The organism is Shimazuella alba (assembly GCF_009831235.1).
GTDB classification, from domain to species: domain Bacteria; phylum Bacillota; class Bacilli; order Thermoactinomycetales; family Thermoactinomycetaceae; genus Shimazuella; species Shimazuella alba.
The window spans coordinates 285,766-303,813 of record NZ_WUUL01000003.1; the positions used below are offsets into that span (position 1 = coordinate 285,766).

16 protein-coding genes, 3 pseudogenes and 1 riboswitch are annotated in these 18,048 nt (G+C 38.6%); of the genes and pseudogenes, 11 read left to right on the plus strand and 8 right to left on the minus strand.

Translation table 11 applies throughout. From position 1 onward, the window contains the following. Nucleotides 1-10 precede the first annotated feature (10 nt). Both GSM42_RS06325 and GSM42_RS06330 read right to left on the minus strand, forming a co-directional pair. Nucleotides 11-949 (minus strand): NADP-dependent oxidoreductase, encoded by a 939-nt coding sequence (locus GSM42_RS06325; RefSeq protein WP_160800703.1) that lies wholly within the window; start codon nt 947-949, stop codon nt 11-13. A gap of 35 nt (nt 950-984) precedes the next feature. Next, a pseudogene (locus GSM42_RS06330) lies at nt 985-1,434 on the minus strand (MFS transporter); the annotation flags it as partial. A gap of 152 nt (nt 1,435-1,586) precedes the next feature. Here GSM42_RS06330 and GSM42_RS06335 point away from each other — a divergent pair. Further along, a complete protein-coding gene (locus tag GSM42_RS06335) occupies nt 1,587-2,471 on the plus strand; it encodes a LysR family transcriptional regulator (RefSeq protein ID WP_160800704.1) in 885 nt (294 codons plus the stop codon). Between the two features lie 183 nt (nt 2,472-2,654). On the opposite strand, the gene GSM42_RS06340 is transcribed toward GSM42_RS06335, so the two are convergent. Continuing rightward, nucleotides 2,655-2,987, minus strand: a complete 333-nt coding sequence (locus GSM42_RS06340; protein WP_160800705.1) for a hypothetical protein — start codon at nt 2,985-2,987, stop codon at nt 2,655-2,657. Between the two features lie 242 nt (nt 2,988-3,229). Between GSM42_RS06340 and GSM42_RS06345 the strand changes: the two genes are divergently transcribed. The 8 genes and pseudogenes from GSM42_RS06345 (at nt 3,230) to GSM42_RS06380 (ending at nt 12,803) form a co-directional block, all read left to right on the plus strand. Continuing rightward, nucleotides 3,230-4,579: a helix-turn-helix domain-containing protein gene (locus GSM42_RS06345; RefSeq protein WP_160800706.1), complete on the plus strand. Its 1,350-nt coding sequence runs from the start codon at nt 3,230-3,232 to the stop codon at nt 4,577-4,579. A 1,493-nt stretch (nt 4,580-6,072) separates the two neighbouring features. After that, a pseudogene (locus GSM42_RS06350) lies at nt 6,073-6,693 on the plus strand (Tn3 family transposase). Nucleotides 6,694-7,012: 319 nt separating this feature from the next. Beyond that, nucleotides 7,013-7,125: riboswitch (TPP riboswitch) on the plus strand. Between the two features lie 134 nt (nt 7,126-7,259). Beyond that, the gene (thiC, locus tag GSM42_RS06355) at nt 7,260-9,017 is read left to right on the plus strand and encodes a phosphomethylpyrimidine synthase ThiC (protein ID WP_160800707.1); all 1,758 of its coding nucleotides are present in this window, start codon (nt 7,260-7,262) and stop codon (nt 9,015-9,017) included. Nucleotides 9,018-9,232: 215 nt separating this feature from the next. Then, nucleotides 9,233-10,024, plus strand: coding sequence for a bifunctional hydroxymethylpyrimidine kinase/phosphomethylpyrimidine kinase (thiD, locus tag GSM42_RS06360; RefSeq protein ID WP_202404808.1), 792 nt, complete (start codon nt 9,233-9,235; stop codon nt 10,022-10,024). Between the two features lie 26 nt (nt 10,025-10,050). Then, on the plus strand, nt 10,051-10,854 hold the full coding sequence (thiM, locus tag GSM42_RS06365; RefSeq protein WP_160800708.1) for a hydroxyethylthiazole kinase: 804 nt from the start codon (nt 10,051-10,053) through the stop codon (nt 10,852-10,854). Next, nucleotides 10,838-11,470: a thiamine phosphate synthase gene (thiE, locus tag GSM42_RS06370; protein WP_160800709.1), complete on the plus strand. Its 633-nt coding sequence runs from the start codon at nt 10,838-10,840 to the stop codon at nt 11,468-11,470. The genes thiM and thiE overlap by 17 nt, the downstream gene beginning before the upstream one ends. Before the next feature lie 204 nt (nt 11,471-11,674). Further along, nucleotides 11,675-11,902, plus strand: a complete 228-nt coding sequence (locus GSM42_RS20530) for a hypothetical protein (protein ID WP_237446498.1) — start codon at nt 11,675-11,677, stop codon at nt 11,900-11,902. A 355-nt stretch (nt 11,903-12,257) separates the two neighbouring features. Continuing rightward, complete coding sequence (locus GSM42_RS06380; protein WP_160800710.1) at nt 12,258-12,803, plus strand: DUF6843 domain-containing protein; 546 nt, start codon at nt 12,258-12,260, stop codon at nt 12,801-12,803. A gap of 104 nt (nt 12,804-12,907) precedes the next feature. Here GSM42_RS06380 and GSM42_RS06385 read toward each other — a convergent pair whose 3' ends face one another. From GSM42_RS06385 to GSM42_RS06395, 3 genes and pseudogenes are all read right to left on the minus strand, one after another. Then, on the minus strand, nt 12,908-13,243 hold the full coding sequence (locus GSM42_RS06385; protein WP_202404810.1) for a DUF2500 domain-containing protein: 336 nt from the start codon (nt 13,241-13,243) through the stop codon (nt 12,908-12,910). Between the two features lie 103 nt (nt 13,244-13,346). Further along, nucleotides 13,347-13,598 carry a hypothetical protein gene (locus tag GSM42_RS06390; protein WP_160800711.1) on the minus strand — a complete coding sequence of 84 codons (252 nt, stop codon included), beginning with the start codon at nt 13,596-13,598 and terminating at the stop codon, nt 13,347-13,349. Nucleotides 13,599-14,290: 692 nt separating this feature from the next. Beyond that, a pseudogene (locus tag GSM42_RS06395) lies at nt 14,291-14,862 on the minus strand (IS6 family transposase); the annotation flags it as partial. Nucleotides 14,863-14,917: 55 nt separating this feature from the next. Here GSM42_RS06395 and GSM42_RS20960 point away from each other — a divergent pair. Further along, nucleotides 14,918-15,040 carry a hypothetical protein gene (locus GSM42_RS20960; RefSeq protein WP_275402130.1) on the plus strand — a complete coding sequence of 41 codons (123 nt, stop codon included), beginning with the start codon at nt 14,918-14,920 and terminating at the stop codon, nt 15,038-15,040. A gap of 292 nt (nt 15,041-15,332) precedes the next feature. Here the strand turns inward: GSM42_RS20960 and GSM42_RS06400 are convergent, their stop codons facing one another. After that, nucleotides 15,333-16,160: a cation efflux transmembrane domain-containing protein gene (locus GSM42_RS06400; protein ID WP_160800713.1), complete on the minus strand. Its 828-nt coding sequence runs from the start codon at nt 16,158-16,160 to the stop codon at nt 15,333-15,335. 388 nt (nt 16,161-16,548) lie between these two features. Here GSM42_RS06400 and GSM42_RS06405 point away from each other — a divergent pair, with 388 nt between their 5' ends. Then, the gene (locus tag GSM42_RS06405) at nt 16,549-17,112 is read left to right on the plus strand and encodes a helix-turn-helix domain-containing protein (protein ID WP_160800714.1); all 564 of its coding nucleotides are present in this window, start codon (nt 16,549-16,551) and stop codon (nt 17,110-17,112) included. Nucleotides 17,113-17,266: 154 nt separating this feature from the next. Here GSM42_RS06405 and GSM42_RS06410 read toward each other — a convergent pair whose 3' ends face one another. Then, nucleotides 17,267-18,037: a TIGR03943 family putative permease subunit gene (locus tag GSM42_RS06410; RefSeq protein ID WP_160800715.1), complete on the minus strand. Its 771-nt coding sequence runs from the start codon at nt 18,035-18,037 to the stop codon at nt 17,267-17,269. Between the last annotated feature and the right edge of the window lie 11 nt (nt 18,038-18,048).

Sequence of the window (18,048 nt, forward strand, 5' to 3'; positions counted from 1 at the left end):
CTCTCAAACTTTAATTTCCAACTCGAAGTATGATCCTTCCTCTTCCATGCCCAGTTTGACATAACTCATGAGCTGCTCGGATCTCATGAAGAGGGAATTCCTTGGCAATCGTGGACTTCATCTTTCCTTCTGTTATTAATTGTGCAATTGTTTCAAACGCCTTGTCAGGAGCAAATCCTCCACTAAATTGTGCATGTATACCGAGTTGTTCCGCTTTCTTTAATGATGGGACTTCTGCAATAGATAGCAGTTTTCCCCCTCTTTTCACAACAGAGAATGAACGTTCTAATGTATTTCCACCAACAGCATCGAGCACCAAATCTACTTCTTGAACTTCTTTTTCAAATGCCATTGTTTTGTAATCAATAACGGTATCAGCTCCTAATGATTGCGCATATTCTACATTTGCTGCGGAGCAAGTTCCAATGACTTCAGCTCCTTTCCACTTCGCTAATTGAACTGCAGCAGATCCTACCCCTCCCGCAGCTGCATGAATGAGAACACGTTGACCTGAAAGCAATTTTCCATTTTCGAATAATGCAACCCAGGCTGTACTAGCTCCACCTGAAATGGTCGCAGCTTCTTCGAAAGACAGACCATCTGGTTTTTTGTAAATTTTATCTACCTTCGTTGTAATATATTCTGCACATGCTCCTCTATCTGCTCTTCCAAAGACAGCTTGTCCTTGGTGAAAGCCGAATACACCCTTCCCAACTTCTTCGACCACTCCAGATAAGGCTGATCCAGAAATAAAGGGAAACTGCATTGGATAAATATCTTTCATCAAACCTTCTCGATAGGCCCAATCTACCGGCAAGACCCCCACAGAGTGAACGCGTATTAGTATTTCATTATCTGCTGGTTGTGGTATCGCGATCTGTTCCAGTTGCAGTTCTTCTAATCCTCCATATTGATGAACACGCACTGTTTGCATCATTTTTGTTGTCATCTTGCAAACATCTCCTTTTTTACGTGAATAAGTTAAGCAGTTCCCAAAGCTAACGCGCTTACCATCGTCCCAATCGCTCGCCCCCGATTTTCAGAGGTAAAATAATTTACTGGAATAATCATTGATACCGCAGGAATCACAGCAGCACCAGCTGCTTGCAGCATTCTCCCCATCACGATCAGCCAATATTGTTGTGCTGCTAATCCGATAAGGGAACCTAGCACCATAAATATCAATCCAAAAGTTAGTAAGTCTTTCAATCGATATCGATCAGCCAATTTTCCATATGTGACTGATCCAAACGCATACATGATGCCATAACCGGTTGTAATCCAACTTACTTGTGAAGCTGTAAGCGAAAACTCTTTGCTTATCGATGACAGAACCACATTAAAAATCGTTGCATTCATGACAGATATAACAAGTGTAAAAAACATGATTTGGAGTAATTTTTCTGCTGTTTTATTTTGCTGCTCCATCTTCAAAAGCCCTCTTCCTATGCCCTTCGTAAATTTCAGTTTCATCCGTGATCTGTCTCTATTGTAGATTGGATATTAGAAAGTGAAAAATATATAATTATCATAGGTTGATAGCTTTAAGTCTATAAACTTGACACCACCGAATAGAGGGAAAACAAATGGAATTATTGCAACTAAAATATTTTCAAACCGTAGCTCGACTGGAACATATGACGAAAGCAGCGGAGGAGTTGCATGTTGCACAGCCTTCTCTTAGTAAAACGATTGCTCGGTTGGAACAAGATATCGGAGTCCCTTTATTTGATCGACATAAACAAAAAATCCGACTCAATCCTTATGGACAACTTTTTCTAAAACAAGTCGATGCCGCTCTAGAACTACTAGAAGAAGGAAAGAGACAAGTTGTTGATCAAGCAGGTCTGGAACACGGGCGAGTCTTTCTCGCAACTACCAATCACAGATGTGATGCTCAATTGATTGGATCGTTTTTATCTGCTCATCCTGAGGTCAATCTCCGTCTGACACATGCTACTTCACAGGACGAGAAGATGAAGCTCCTTCATGAAGGAGAACTAGATTTTTGTATTACTTCCCTTCCAATAGAAGCAACAGAAACAGAAATAGAATACATCGATTTTCTTACAGAAGAAATTTTTCTTGCTGTACCTTCTACCCATCACCTGACTGCTAAACAAAGTATTCATCTTACCGAAGTCGCGGATGAAACGTTTATTAGTTTGCCAAAGAATAGTAGTCTTCGGGAGTTGACAACGCAATTTTGTATAGCTGCCGGATTTGAACCAAAGATCGGTTGTGAAGTAGACACACTACCTGTTGTGAGCGACTTTGTGAAAATGGGCATGGGTATTGCTTTTGTTTCCGATAACGCCAAGAAACGAGATCCATCACTGACTCTCATCTCTATTAAAGAACCTATCTGTAGGCGTACCTTTCAATTGGCTTGGAAAAAGAACCACTATTTATCCAAAGCGGCTCATACGTTTCGTGAGTATTTGCTTAACTTTTATAAAAATCTGGACTAGTGAATGAACTATCTTTTATAAATGGTGCTCTAAATCAAAAAGCAATCTAGTTATTAGATTGCTTTTTTCCGTACACTGATTTAAAAAATTGAAGTCTTATTCCTGTTTCATCGAATCAGCAACCTTTAAAGGGCGAGGGCTATACATCATACTTAAAAACTTTTCAAAGGGATAAATTCTCATTCAGTTGCATTTATCAGCATAGATGTCATAGTTTTTACCATGTACATAAGTAATCCCATTTCCCATCTGGACTACCTCTGCATCAAGGAGTACCATCTCTATTTTTTCTCCATCTTCACTTGTAATCGTAAGTTTGCTGATTGATTTGTCTGTTAGACTAGGCTTTTCCCTTCTATCTGGTTTTTCGTCAAAAAAGCAATCGATTCTTAACTCATTTCTTCCTATTGATACCCTTGATCCACTGTAAAATCTCCATTGAGGAACCTTTTTGATCGATTCCACAAACTCTTTCACCTTTTCCCTACACCCTTCTACCATCAATCGCAAAGCCATTTTCATCACCTTCCGTTATGAATCTTGTCTACTCGCATTATTTCCATATCGTTCACCCAACGTATTTCAATTCAAATCACTTGATGTTGTTCTTGTATAAAAATAATAAATAATATTTTAAATTTTTTCAATAATTATATTATTTTCTCCCTTTCTTATATTCTGTTCCGATAAAAGCAGGATTTGGAAAAATATTCAACGAATTCTTAGACCATTCCATTTCAATCTAAGAGGTGAAAATCATGACGTTTCCATTTGAGAAAATCGGACCAATTCTCCGTAACAAACGACAGAGTATGGGACAACGTATAGAGGATATGGTCGATGAAAACATTTCCAGATCGACCATTAGTAATGCAGAACGTGGACTTCCAAACGTGACAGAATCCATGTATATCTACTATGCAAAGAAATTAGGGATGGGAAACTCTTTATTTGGGATTATTGCCGAAAAGGAGCAACTAGAACTAGAAGCAAATGAGGAAATGAAAGAAATTGAAAATGTGATCGCAGTTGAACCAGATGAATCATTACAAAAACTAGAAAAGATAAGGGAAAAGTATCAAATAACAAAAAAAGATCGTTTATACCCATTTTACAGCTACTTATTGGGACGATGTGCTTATGAAAATAAGAAATGGAAAAAAGCTAAAGCTTATTTTCATGAGGCTTTAACACTCTTCAATCAGAACAAGGAATCAAACATAACCAATCTACACGCTGCCTGTTTTAATGAACTAGGTAGAGTCGCATTTTTTGAAAATCAACTGGAAGATGCACTTCAATATACACTTGATGGATTAAAGGTTTTTCATCTAGACGGCGAGCGACCTCGATTTCAATTTCACTTTCTGTTAAACAAAAGTATTTACTTAAAAAGATTGCAACAACCAGAAAAAGCATTAGAGGCTATAGAATCACTACATTCTGCAATTGAGAATTTACCAAGTACCAAAGTAGTTCTTTCTATTGTCCACTTAGACACAATTGTTCAAATGTATAATATGTATGCAGTTATACTAACCGAACTTCAACTCTATGAAAAAGCACTCGATTATGCTCATCAAGGATTGGAAATCGTACAAAACAATAATTTAACCGACCAAATATTGACTTTACACACTACACTTGGTTCTGTCTATTTTAAACTAGGGAATCTACCTAAAGCAGAGAAGTGCTTTAAATTGGCACTTAACCTACGAAAAAGCATAAAAAATGAATATCCTCTAGTTACTGCATATATTCAATTAGGCCGACTCTATATCCAACAAAAAAATTGGAAAAGAGCAGAACAAGCACTTAAAGAAGCTATATCGATCAGTGAGAGAAATCATAATATAATAGATTTAATTGATTGTTTTATTTCTTTGGGAGATTGTTGGCTTCAACAAGAAAAATTCGATAAGGCAATCACTCCATATAAAAATGCTGAAAATTTGATTAAAACTAGTAAAAATAACGAAAAGAGATGTGAAATCGCCATTAATTTAGGTCTTTGTTACCAGAAATTAGGGAATCAAAGTTTATTTGAAAGATATAGGAATAAGGTGTTTCAAGTTAAAACTGAAATGAAATGGGGTAATTTAGGATGACTAGCGAGCCTGGAGGCGGATAATAATTTTGTTATAGAAAATTTCAACCAAAATTATGTAGGCTATTAAACTACAAGAGACAGGAAAAGTACAACAAATGAAGACTAATTGTCCTTGTTGATACTTATAAATGTATATAGTTAAGTGGTTTCCTTTTATAATGTCTTAAGTATAAACAAACTTTCCTTGAACTGTTACCACTACAACTATCACTAACGAGTGCACCGCACTGAAGCCAAAGAATGCGTCAATGTGCGGTGCGAGTCGAGCTTTTAGCCCGTGAGCTGAGCGACGATCCAGTCCTCGGCTTCTGACAGCGACAAGAAATAAGGAGGTCCCTCTGCGCCAAATGATTCGAAGAGCTCGTCGGAGAGATCCACCAAAACCTTTCGAGAACGCTCTCCTGCTGGGAATTGATCGGATGCTAGCACGACGCTCCGCCTTCATATGAGCAGGTGTGTATGGCACGCCACGGGGTAAATGAGGGTTGATGATCTGATCGCTGCGCACACTTCGAGACTCGAGACGCGCGATCAGCTCCTCCCGCCACTTGGTTCTGGCAGTCGTCCCGCCGAGAAATACACGTTTCATTTGGGACATGTTGATCTCCTAAGGCAGTTGTCCAACTCAAATATGGATCTAAACATACCATATCATCCCACTTTACAATGTCAAGACAGTACATCATTCACTTTTGATTGTATCTTCATATGTCGGCGAATTACTCACGATATATTCCACTTAGATAATTTTCAATTTTCGTTCTATGAGGTTGGACACATGATGAAATATGTGTTATTATAGATATACCGAACGAAAGTTCGGAAGAAATACAACCTAACACAAGGAATGGAATCATGGCTGCTAAGTGTACCAGTGGTGACAACCGCCCGGTGAGTGATACTTGCTGGAATGGCAGGTGCGTCCTTTGTTGCATCAATAATTGTCGCTGCGAGCAGGACGACTGATCCACAACTTGCTGTGAGCGTTTGGTAGCTAATTATTTCGATAGTTAGCTGCGGGGCTTCAAACCCCACGACGATCGGTTATGCCAACACGGGCATAGTCGAGGCAGTAGTTCCAAGAAGTGATTCTTTAGACTGCTGCCACCTAATAAACAAATCGCTGTAAAAAATAGATCAAAAAAACTGCCATCTTATAAGCAAGTGGCAGTTTTTTTCGTAAAATGGAATACTAATTGAATTTTATAAACAACGTCTCAGCACATACATGATGTGTACGATATTTTTGAAATGGCTTCTTATTACATAACAACAATACAAAAAGAGGAATTAATTTTAAAAAGTTGCTGCCCACCATTACGAGTATAATGGCGGGCAGACCGATCTAGCAGATAAGCAGAGGTGTTAGCTCAGGATGAGGCAGATGATGCTTCCCACCACTGCACCGGGAATCAGGGTGTCACGGGGAACATCCCAGCCCATGATCCATCCGCCGTAGGACATCCAGCCGGGATTCCTCTTCTTGTGCCAGTGCATGGCTCCAGCCGCCGCCAGCAGTCCAAGCCCTACTACCTTGAAAGCCATTCCCAACTAAAATCATGTCTGTCTTCGGAAGTTGCTTCCATGATGGAAGGCGTTCTTCACCATTGCACGGATATGGAAGTAAATAAAAATTATGTCGATATGCATGGTCAGAGTGTCGTTGCCTTTGCTTTTTCCCATTTGCTCGGTTTTAAACTGATGCCACGCTTCAAAAATATTGGTTCGCAAAAATTATATCGCCCTGAAACAGGAATGAATGAACATATCCACATTTACAGTCTGTATGAAGTAAACCAATTAACTGGAATCTTATCCGACAACAGTATGACCAAATCGTTAAATATGCTACCGCTCTCCGATTAGGAATTAAAACAATTTACAAAGGATATTCAACATCCCACTTATCAGGCAATCTGTGAATTAGGCAAAGCGATTAAAACCATCTTCTTATGTGAATACCTGCATTCTGAAGAGATTCGCAGAGAAATCAAGTGGCATCCATCGCTGGACATAGTGGCATCCATCGCTGGACATAGTGACATCCATACCACTCTGCTATATACCAATCCTAGTCGAAAAGCAATGATAGATAAGCTGAACCAGCTTTAAATAAAGGGCTGGTTCTTTGTTTTACATATTAAGGAAATAATTCTGCTGACTAAAGCAGCAACCCTGTGGCCTGTAACCACAAAGTAATTATGTTTCATTCCAATCAATACCAAAATCAATAAATTATGTTTCAAACATCAGAGATCAAACACATTGATATATAAGACATTGTGCTACTTTGCGGTCTATAATAGGAACCCTGTCATTGGGCCATAAGAAACTCCTTATTAATATTAGATGTAAATTCATGCAACTTAAATACGAAAATTTATCTATCTAAATGATTTGTATTTATGTTATAGTGATATTTGCAACTGTATATAATTGAAACGGGAGCTTGGGAATAGCCAGGCTGAGAGGGTGGAGAACTCTACCACCGACCGATAACCTGATCTGGATAATGCCAGCGTAGGGATGAGTAATCGTTCTTTATGATACTTCCAATATATAACATTGGGAGCCGTACGCCTATGGCGTACGGCTTTTTTTCTTGACCACAATCTTTCGGTGCCTCTCATTCATCACGTTTTCACTTGTACCAGTTGTAAATCCTCATATTGGAAGGAATGTATACAATGAGCAAGTTTTCTATTCCAGCAAGTAAAAAAGTATACAAGCAAGGTTCACGAATTGATCTTCATGTCCCCATGCGGGAAATTCAACTTTCTCCAACTAATGACTGGCGCGGAGTAACTCCTAATGAACCAATTCAAGTCTATGACACAAGTGGACCTTATACAGATCCAAAGGTAAAGATCAATATTAATCAAGGGCTTCCCAAACTGCGTCATAACTGGATTATTGAGCGAGTGGATGTAGAGAAATATCCAAAACGAACGGTGCAGCCGATCGATAATGGTTTTCAATCTAAAGAAAAGATGGGGAATTTTAAACCTTTTCCAACTACTAATCATCAAGTGCTTCGTGCCAAAAAGGATAAGAACGTAACACAGATGCACTATGCTCGACAAGGGATTATTACCCCTGAGATGGAGTTTGTTGCGATTCGAGAAAATGTAAGTGCTGATTTTGTACGAGAAGAAGTAGCAGCTGGACGAGCTATAATACCAGCCAATATAAATCATCCAGAGCTGGAACCCATGATTATCGGAAAAAACTTTCACGTTAAGATTAATGCAAACATCGGAAATTCAGCAGTCTCCTCTTCCGTTAAAGAAGAAGTGGAAAAAATGACTTGGGCCACTCGTTGGGGTGCAGATACCATCATGGATCTTTCAACTGGTAAAAACGTCCATAATACTCGAGAATGGGTGATTCGTAACTCTCCTGTACCTGTTGGAACCGTTCCTATTTATCAGGCTTTGGAAAAGGTTCAAGGCAAGCCGGAGGATCTTACTTGGGAAATTTATCGAGATACATTAATCGAACAAGCCGAACAAGGAGTAGACTATTTTACTATTCATGCAGGAGTTTTGCTTCGCTATGTTCCTTTAACTGCAAAACGGGTTACGGGAATTGTTTCTCGCGGAGGCTCGATTATGGCAGCATGGTGTCTAGCACATCATCAAGAAAACTTCCTTTATACCCATTTTCGAGAAATTTGTGAGATTCTCCAAACTTATGATATCTCTATTTCCTTAGGAGATGGTTTACGTCCAGGCTCTATCGCTGATGCCAATGATGAAGCGCAATTTGCTGAACTAGAAACTCTTGGTGAATTAACGAAAATCTCATGGGAATACGATGTCCAAACAATGATAGAAGGACCTGGGCATGTTCCTATGCATAAAATAAAAGAGAATGTGGATTTGCAACAAAAGATTTGTTATGAGGCTCCTTTCTATACCCTAGGGCCCCTAACCACGGATATTGCACCTGGATATGATCACATCACTTCTGCTATTGGTGCGGCGATGATCGGTTGGTTTGGAACCGCTATGTTGTGCTACGTAACACCAAAAGAACATTTAGGTTTACCAAATAAAAATGATGTAAAAGAGGGCGTAATCGCCTATAAAATTGCTGCTCATGCTGCAGATTTAGCAAAAGGTCATCCTGGTGCACAAAAGTGGGATGATGCTTTATCAAAAGCACGTTTCGAGTTCCGTTGGGTAGATCAATTTCATCTCTCTCTTGATCCAGAGCGTGCTTACGAATTTCATGATGAAACATTGCCAGCTGAACCAGCAAAAACAGCTCACTTTTGTTCCATGTGTGGTCCAAAATTTTGCAGCATGCGAATTACACAAGATATCCGAAAGTATGCAAAAAACAAAGAGATAGATTTAGAAGAAGCACATCAAGAGGGAATGAAAGAAAAGTCAATTGAATTCAAAAAAAAAGGGGGACACATTTACCCATGATAGTCGAGATGATCCTTGACACATATGGAATGAGCGTAACTAAATCAATTCAGGAATGCGTTTACGATTATTGGGTCCGGACATAGTCTCATTTAACCCTTTAATGGGATTCTTAAAGCAGGAAAGAGGATGAGATTGTTATACTTCATAATCAATTAACTCTATATCTCATGACTGGATGAAGCAAAAATGTTATTTAAGTGAGAGGAGAACACATGATCAAACATGTTCTAACGATTGCGGGAAGTGATTCAGGAGGTGGAGCAGGAATACAAGCAGATTTAAAAACTTTTTCTGCACTGGGAACCTACGGATTGAGTGTAATTACTGCAATTACAGCACAAAATACGCAAGGAGTTACGGGAATTGAAATATTGAGTCCTTTCATCGTAGAAAAGCAATTAGATGCAGTATTCAAAGATATTCGGATTGATGCCGTAAAAATTGGAATGGTTGCTAGTCGTGAGCTGATTAAAGTGATTGTACAAGCGATCAATCGATTTCAACCGAAAATAATCATTGTTGATCCAGTTATGGTGTCTACAACAGGAAGTCGATTATTAGAAGAAGATGCGATAGAAGAGATCAAACAACATTTGTTTCCAATTGCTACATTGATTACCCCAAATTTGCAGGAAGCAGCTGTTTTGTTAGAAACTGAGTTGCAATCGTTAAAAGACTTATTTCAAGTAGCTGTAAAGTTAAAGCAGTTCACAGTTGGTGAAGTACTGATTACAGGTGGCCATAATGTATTGGGTGATCAAGTAATCGATGTACTTTCCACTGGAGAAGCATTTATGTCAGAACGAATTGAGACAAAACATACTCATGGGACAGGTTGTAGTCTCTCTTCTGCCATTGCAGTGTTTATGGCTCAAGGACTTACCCTTAGTAAGGCAGTTCAGAAAGCTAAACAATACGTGACAAAAGGCTTATATCATGCATACCCGATCGGATCTGGAGCTGGTCCGATTCATCATTTTCACGCATTATGGAATGACTTATAATTCAATTCAAAGGGGGATCATTTCTTATGACGATCGCTTTTAAATGGGAAAAAATTAGAGAGGAACAACCATTAATCCATCATATTACCAACTATGTGACGGTTACCGATTGTGCGAATATTACATTAGCATGCGGTGCCAGTCCTGTTATGGCACATGCCCCAGAAGAAGTATCAGAAATGGTTGCTCACAGTCAAGCGTTGGTACTCAATATTGGTACACTTTCCCAATCTCTCATTGAATCTATGATCAGAGCTGCTAAAACAGCAAATCAAAAGCAAGTTCCTATAGTATTAGATCCTGTAGGAGTAGGAGCAACAACATTCCGGCTACAAACTGTACAAGAATTACTAAGACAGGTTCAATTTACGGTGATTCGCGGTAACGCTTCTGAAATTGCTACCTTGTGTGGATTTCGTGAAGGTAAAGGAGTAGATGCAATCGATACAGAGTTAAAACAGTTTATCCCTCAAGTTCGGAAATTAGCAAAACAACTTCAGACAGTTATTGCAGTTAGTGGAGAGGTTGATTATATTACCGATGGTACACAGGAAGCCCAAATCACAAATGGTACAGAATTACTGACCAAAGTGACCGGAACAGGTTGTATGACAACAGCTTTGATTGGTTGCTGTTTAGGTGCAGGAATCCCACCATTTACAAGTGCTATTACTTCGTTATTGGTGATGGGGCTTGTAGGTGAATGGGCAGAAGGATTGGTGGAAGCTGATAATGTAGGATCATTTCGTACATATTTATTTGATGGATTTGCCAAAATGAACAATCAATGGTTGCAGAAAAAGGGGAAAGTATATGTTACTGCCGGATAGTTTGCGCTTGTATCTGGTAACTGATGAACAGGTAAATTTATTTTCCAGGACGGAGGCAGCACTTCGAGGTGGAGTAACTTGTGTGCAATTGCGTATGAAGCAGGTATCTTTTGAGACTTTTCTACAAACAGCAAAACGTTTTAAGCAACTCTGTAAGCAATTTCAAGTACCTCTTATTATCAATGATCAAGTAGAAATAGCCAAAATTATTCAAGCTGATGCACTTCACATTGGGCAGACTGATCTCTCATTTGCAGCAGTACGCCAATGGGCAGGACCAACAATGCCTATTGGCGTCTCAGTTCATACTGTTGAGCAAGCCTTACAAGCAGAAAAGGATGGGGCTGCATATTTGGGTGTAGGAGCCATGTTTTCTACACCTTCAAAGGTAGACGCAAATCTTGTATCTCTTAAAACATTGGAAAAAATTAAGTCTCTTGTGAGAATTCCTGTGGTAGTAATTGGGGGAATAAATCAGAAAACATTATCTAAGGTCATGCCTTACCAACCAGATGGTGTGGCGATCATCTCTGCGATTCTTTCTTCTCCAGATCCAGAACAAGAGGCACGCTACTTCCGTACACAACTTCACTTCCAAGTGACAGGGTTCATGTGATAGACGTAAAAACATTATCGGATTTTGGTAAAAATAATGGTGTACACATTTGGTTAAAGAGAGTGTTGTTTTGCTAAAAATAAGTGATGCTGAAAGTTTTCTAAAGGATAAAATAGGTGAAAATACAAATGATATGGCAAGAGTTTGGGCAGTATTTAAATCTTTTGCAAAAGAACAAGTATTGACGAAGAAGAAATTGCTATCTTGTTTCAATGTGGCGTATATGATTTTACTGGAGAAGAGCTGCTCTACTATGATTTTGTTAGACAATTTACCAATGAAGAGGATGACCCAATGGAACAACTTCATTGTGAATTTGTATTTAAACCAACGAATGAGCTAAAGAAATTAAAAACAACAGAATGGTATTTTGATACTGATGGAGATATTGATGATTGTTTTACTAATATAGGAAACTTAAGGAGTTTATAACACCTTTAAAATCTGCTCCAATCCAATTAAACATATATCAAGAAAAGATAGGGTACCGAGAGTACAATCAGGCTCTCAGCATAGCCTTGTCACTGGGCTTTTTCATCAGCGTTTTAAGAGCGATTAGGAAATATTCCTAGGATATGTCCTATTTTTACACGTATCTCTCTGGTACCCCAAATTGCGCTTAGTCACATGGATGCTGGTTCTATGCCATAATAGAGGGTAACAGTTGTCTCCAATCTATGAGAAGTTGAAGGAAGGTAAAGAGCAAAAAAAGAGTCACAAATGATTTCTTAAAAAGTTTAAAGAAAAAATTATAAATGAATGATTAAAAGTGAAGGATATGAGCCTTATGAAAAAAAGAAATGTAGGAATCATGAAGATGATGATAATATATCTCATTACTTTATTATTCATTTTAACAGGATGTTCTGTACAGAAAACTAATACTATTCATCTTATTCCAGAGGGATATGAGGGTAATTTAGTTGTTATTTATAATGTAGAAGGAAAACCTCCTTTAAAGACAAAAGATGGCTATCAAGTAGTACAGTATAATGATAAGGGAATCGCCTTAACATCTACACCTGATGCATACTATGGGACTGTTAATGATAAGTACTTCTATGTAAATCCTTTTAGCAAAAGAAAAGAAATATCTCAACAGTGTGTTTTTTCGGCTCCTAATGGATCTACTCAATATAATGGAGGACGTGAATTTCCATTTTCTCACTTGATTGTAACAAATGATAAAAAACAATGCTCTCACAACTTTGAAGTTAATGGCCCTCGCAATTTGAATATAAAAGATGTTGAGGAAATTATTAAACAAGAGTTAATTAATTCCAAAACTGTGAACCTCTCTTCATTTCAAAAACAGTATTCGCTATCTTTCTAAAGGATTTAAAAGGGTAGTCAGACGGTTTGCGCTCTAATCCGTCAGTAGATTCCATTTATTGGGCAAATTAGGGTTTATCGTTCGGTCGCTGGTAGAACCAGCGACTAAATGTCTCGTTCAAATCCTTTATACCAATTACCTTGAAAAGTAAGTGTTCCTAAATCTCCTTCTATTAATTTTCCATATTCTGAACCGTCTACTATCAACTCCATGCGATCTCTTTCATCTGTTTCAAAAGTTACGAAATATAATGTTCTTGTATATTGGCCTCCTTCAACACGCATACGTTTAGAAACCACTTTTGCTTTTGCTGATAAGATAGGTAGTTTTTCATTGGCTATTCGTTGTTTCCTTTTAGAAATTAGTACATAAATCAAAATAGAGATAATAGTTATAGGTAACAAAATAAAAAAAAGAAAAAATATTACATCCAATTCCAAATTAGCTCACCTCTTCAAAATAAAAAGATATTTCTTTTAGGGCAGTGAGATGTTCGTGCTCTAGTCCGTCAGATAGTCAGTCGCTGGATACTGGTTTGAACCTTTAAACATTTTCATTTTGGTACATATAGTAAGAAATTTGCTCTAAGTTAATTGTATAGATGTTATAAGTTTCTCCTGGGAATTTAGTACCAAAATACTCACCATCCAAAACTATTTTAACTATCTTTTTCTCCTTATTCACAGCAGAATCTAATTGATTTTTCACTATAAGCGCTTCGTCCCGCTTAAATTCAAGAGGTTCATTAGTTCCGATAAACCAAATAAAAAAATATCCATTTATTTCTCTCCTCACATTACCTATTCGATAAACTGAGGGTAAAACCCTATGCAATTCTTACACAATTTTCTTAATCATGGGACTTGTGATATCTGCAAGTCGTCAAATGCCGGTTTACAATAAACCTTTTGTAGGATTATTTTTGAATCTTTCCCATTTTTCTATCTTCTCTTCATCTATTGTTGTTGTAAACGATATCTTCAATCATGTCATGGAAAACGAAAGGAAATACAACAAACGAATTGCATTTAGCATCAAATAACGAATTCATAATTTTGTCAGCAGTGGTATTTAGACATTCAATCCAACATCTCAAGTCCTTTCCATACACATCTGCTGCACGACCGGAAATTCTACATTCAAAATTTATATTTTCTTCACCTTTAGACATTAACCACATAGCAGCCAGAGCTTTTAATTTTGCATGGTGATTTCCTCCACCACTACGTGCCCAACTTTAGACACTTTCATCAATTACTATAGTTGTACCATTCTCAGGTAAAGGCTCCAACTTAACCCAACCTTTATTAAATACCTCTGCTAATTCTTTTGTTCTCCATTCTTCACGGGGAAATCGGGAATTATCAGAGTTCCAAAATTCATCCCAGCTTTCACGATTGCGAATATCATCTAATGTTTTAAGGTTCTGGTGCAAAAAATCGAAGAAACAAAAAAGCCAGATTCTCCATGTGATTGAAAAAGAACTGAGCTACCAGATTAAATATATTATTTATGAAATTAACTTTATCAGAGACAGAGATGCCAATGGAGGCAATCTGTCCTTTTTTACCATGTGCATGGCTTCGATCCCTATGAGTGTCCGAGCAGCAGTGCGAAAGGACTGGAATCCCAGCATCGGACGTACAAGCTTTTTGATGAATCGATGATCCTGTTCCAGCCTATTGTTGAGGTATTTAATTCGCCTGATGTCTATGAAGGAGGGCAACTTCTTCTCCTTTTGTAATTCTCGAATCGCAGGATGGTAAGCAGCATTCTTATCTACGGAAATCACTTGAGGAAATTTCGTATGAGACGAGCGTAAAGCCTTACGGAAGAAGCGTTTTGCTGTTTTGCGATTCTGCCTCGCACAGAGCAAGAAATCGATGGTTTTTCCTTGGGAATCCACAGCACGATAAAGATACTTCCATTTTCCCTTCACTTTGATATACGTTTCATCCACTTTCCACAAATCATTGGTTCGCTTGAGATGTCTGCGAATCCGTTTCTCCAACTCTGGCCCATACTCATGAACCCATCTCATGATCGTCGTATGGGCCATCAGAATCTTTGATTTTTTGCACCAGAACCTTGAAATCAAGAGATTACAAAGGCAATTGAAAAGATATCGTAAAGTAAAACTAGATATCCTTGAACTATCAAAAGAGCTAGAAAAAGGAACGATTGATAAAGTGTTATCAAAGAGTGATTTGGAAGTAGGTTTAGTCGAATCTGATTAAAGAAAAGAATTTAGTTGTCTCGACACAAATAATAGAAAAGTTAACCACCTGTGTAGGTGGTTTTGTTCGTTTATTCCATATTAAACACTTGAACCCTGCATCTCTTCTCGCTAAAAAAATCCAGCAAAATTCGATGGAGCCTCGACCAAGCACACGAAGTGATAGTCAAGACTCCAATACGAACTTCCAATCGGAAACAAGTAGGCTCGCTACTTGCTACGGATGGATGCAAAAGCTGTTTTATTTTTTTATATCCTCATCATAAACCCTTCTTCACACTTTCTTTGGAACCTTAGTGAGAACAACAATGGTGACTCTCTTTCTTTTTGTGTTCATGTGTGTGCCGATGCTCCTCGATGGTGTCCTCTGCTCCCTCTGGACGACTGTGGCTCATACAACTATGCCCAGCAAGAGCTGGGAAATGAACCATAACCCCCTTGATGGCAAACTGCTTTCCCTGCATCGTTTCTTTCAGCAACTTCCCCGACCACTGCATCATCTTTGCCCCCAGCCAAAGACCAAGCAACGAATCAACGAAAGAAAATTGGTTTCCAAACCCCCATACGACCAACTGTCCAATCAGGATGATGATCGAGTGATAGAGATCAGACTTTACATGGAGAAGAACACCCTTCAAGTCGTCCTGTGAACGGCTGCCAATAAGGACCAGTAGATTGACAAGGTTGACTGCCAATCCAATCACTACAACAGGCAAGGAGACTTCTAGTTGAACTCGTTGTGGATAAGCCAGCCGATCAACCGAAAGAAAAATCGTAGAACTGGCTGCTACAAACAAGAGCATCATACATACGAAGTCTCCCAGTTTCCAAAGGCTAGTCGTTTTCAAATTCTGCAAGATAGTCGATAGCGACGGATGAAGCTTCGAAAACCACTCAGGAGGTCGCATTTTCCAGACAGCAATTGTAAGCACAAGCCAGTATACCAACTGGCTTGTACCATCTACCAGCATATGAAAAGCATCACTCATCACGCTGGAAGAGTGAGCATAAAGCCCGCCCACAAACTGAATCATAAAGCCGCTGAGGAGCAAGAGTAGAAGGATTCCAGTAATTTTCCGGTTACGGAACGGGTCTCGTGATTCGATGAAGTGCTTATGCATTTTCCTTCTCCGATTGGTAGGTTCGTCTCTTTCACAATTGATTCATGGCAGATGCGAGTGAGACATCGATGTCTATCTTATTGATCTTTTATGGATCACCTAATGCCTCTCGCATCCTATTCTCGTATCACTCATTAAAAGGAATGATTACGATTTGAATGCTCGTTTTATTGTAGATCATTTTTATAAATGTGTCAAAACTAACTTCTGATTATATTTCGGATAATATAAATAATAATAATTCCTTTTTATGTATTATTTAATTATTCTGTGGGCTTTATAACATTATCTTTATAAGAATTCTGTTTATAGGTGAAAAGAATTCATATATACTAAAACAGTTGTTTTCACTTCTATCCCTTGCAGTACTCGTATAAAGGAAAATGAGATGGCTGAATCTAGGCGAACAGCTGATCAGGTCTCCATATCTCGCCAAGTGGGGAAAAACATCCAACGTAAGAGGTGGGACCTTGGTTGGACTCAAGGTCAACTCGCTACAAAAATTCGCGCTCTAGGCCTACCTATGAGTCAACAAAGTCTCTCTCAGATCGAAAATGGGAAGGATGGTGCCCATTACCGTTCTGTGAGTGTTGAGGAACTGATGGCTTTTGCTTTTGTATTCGAGATTGCAGTGACAGATCTGCTTTTCGGCCCTCAAAAAAGAACGGTAGCTGCTTCATTTACTTCTAACTGGACAAAAGGACATTACTCTCGTATCGTTGGCAGGAACGTAAAACGTTATCGAGAAAAGTTGAAGCTATCTGAACGACAGGTAGCCGATGCGATGTCTCAATTGGGAATGCAAATGAAGGATGTGCAAAATTTGAAACGGATCGAGCAAGGTTATCATAATTTCGGCAGCCCTTCGACGGTGTCTGTTGATCAATTGGTAGCTTTCTCCTCCAAAGAAGTTTTGAATGTGAATCCAGAGGATTTGCTAGTCGAAGTGTAAAACAACATCCCTCCTTCTGAGTTGCTTGGAAGGAGGGAAATCAAAACCCTATCAACTTTAAGTAGATAGGGTGAAAAATGAAGACTATACATACTTGAACTTACAAACAGGATAATTCGTGTGTTTTCCACATAAACCACTGAAGCTATTGAATCTAAAATTGTTGGTATACATAGGAATCTTTAAGCGCTGGCACACGTTTGTATGATTTTAGTTTAATACCAGGCACCTCTCCCGTCTCATTTTTCGTTATTTCAAATGTCCCCTCTATTTCATACCACTGATCTTTCTTAAATTGGTTGCTCAGTGGTGTATCAATTAGAAATCCAACTACACCTGCATCGGCAACACAACAGGACATGGATAAGCGAGCCAGAACAAATTGGTTATCTTTGAGCCCCTCTTCTCGATATACAAAACCTGTGGATGTAATTTTCTTGCCAACAAATTTCTCTGGATACATCATCAATACATTGGTTACTTCCAAATAATTTTTGCTTGACAATGTAATAACCGACAGCTTTTCCAGTTCACTAGCTTTTTGCTTATAAGGCTCTTCCCAAGAATCGTCTTCTTGTGCAAGCTGTTGTTGATCTGTGCTTTGGTTTTTAGGCTTTTCCGTTGGAACATAGGTATAAACTTTTTGATCAGCAATGCTTGCATCAAGTGGTTTGCTTGGAAAAAGCAGAAACGCACAAATCGGCAGAAGCACAATCAGATAACCCCATGTACCAATCCGATGAGCGGATGGTCGTTTGTAGTGGTTAATCTGCACACACCCAAGAATCAAAAGAAAAATCAGACTAAAGATACTTAAATATTGAAACCGAGGATTGATAAAATACGAAAGTTCTCTCGTGATAATTAAGTAGGCTACCATAAAGGCTAGACCGAACAACAATGCTGCTCTAATGATGGATGACATGCCCATGTCTC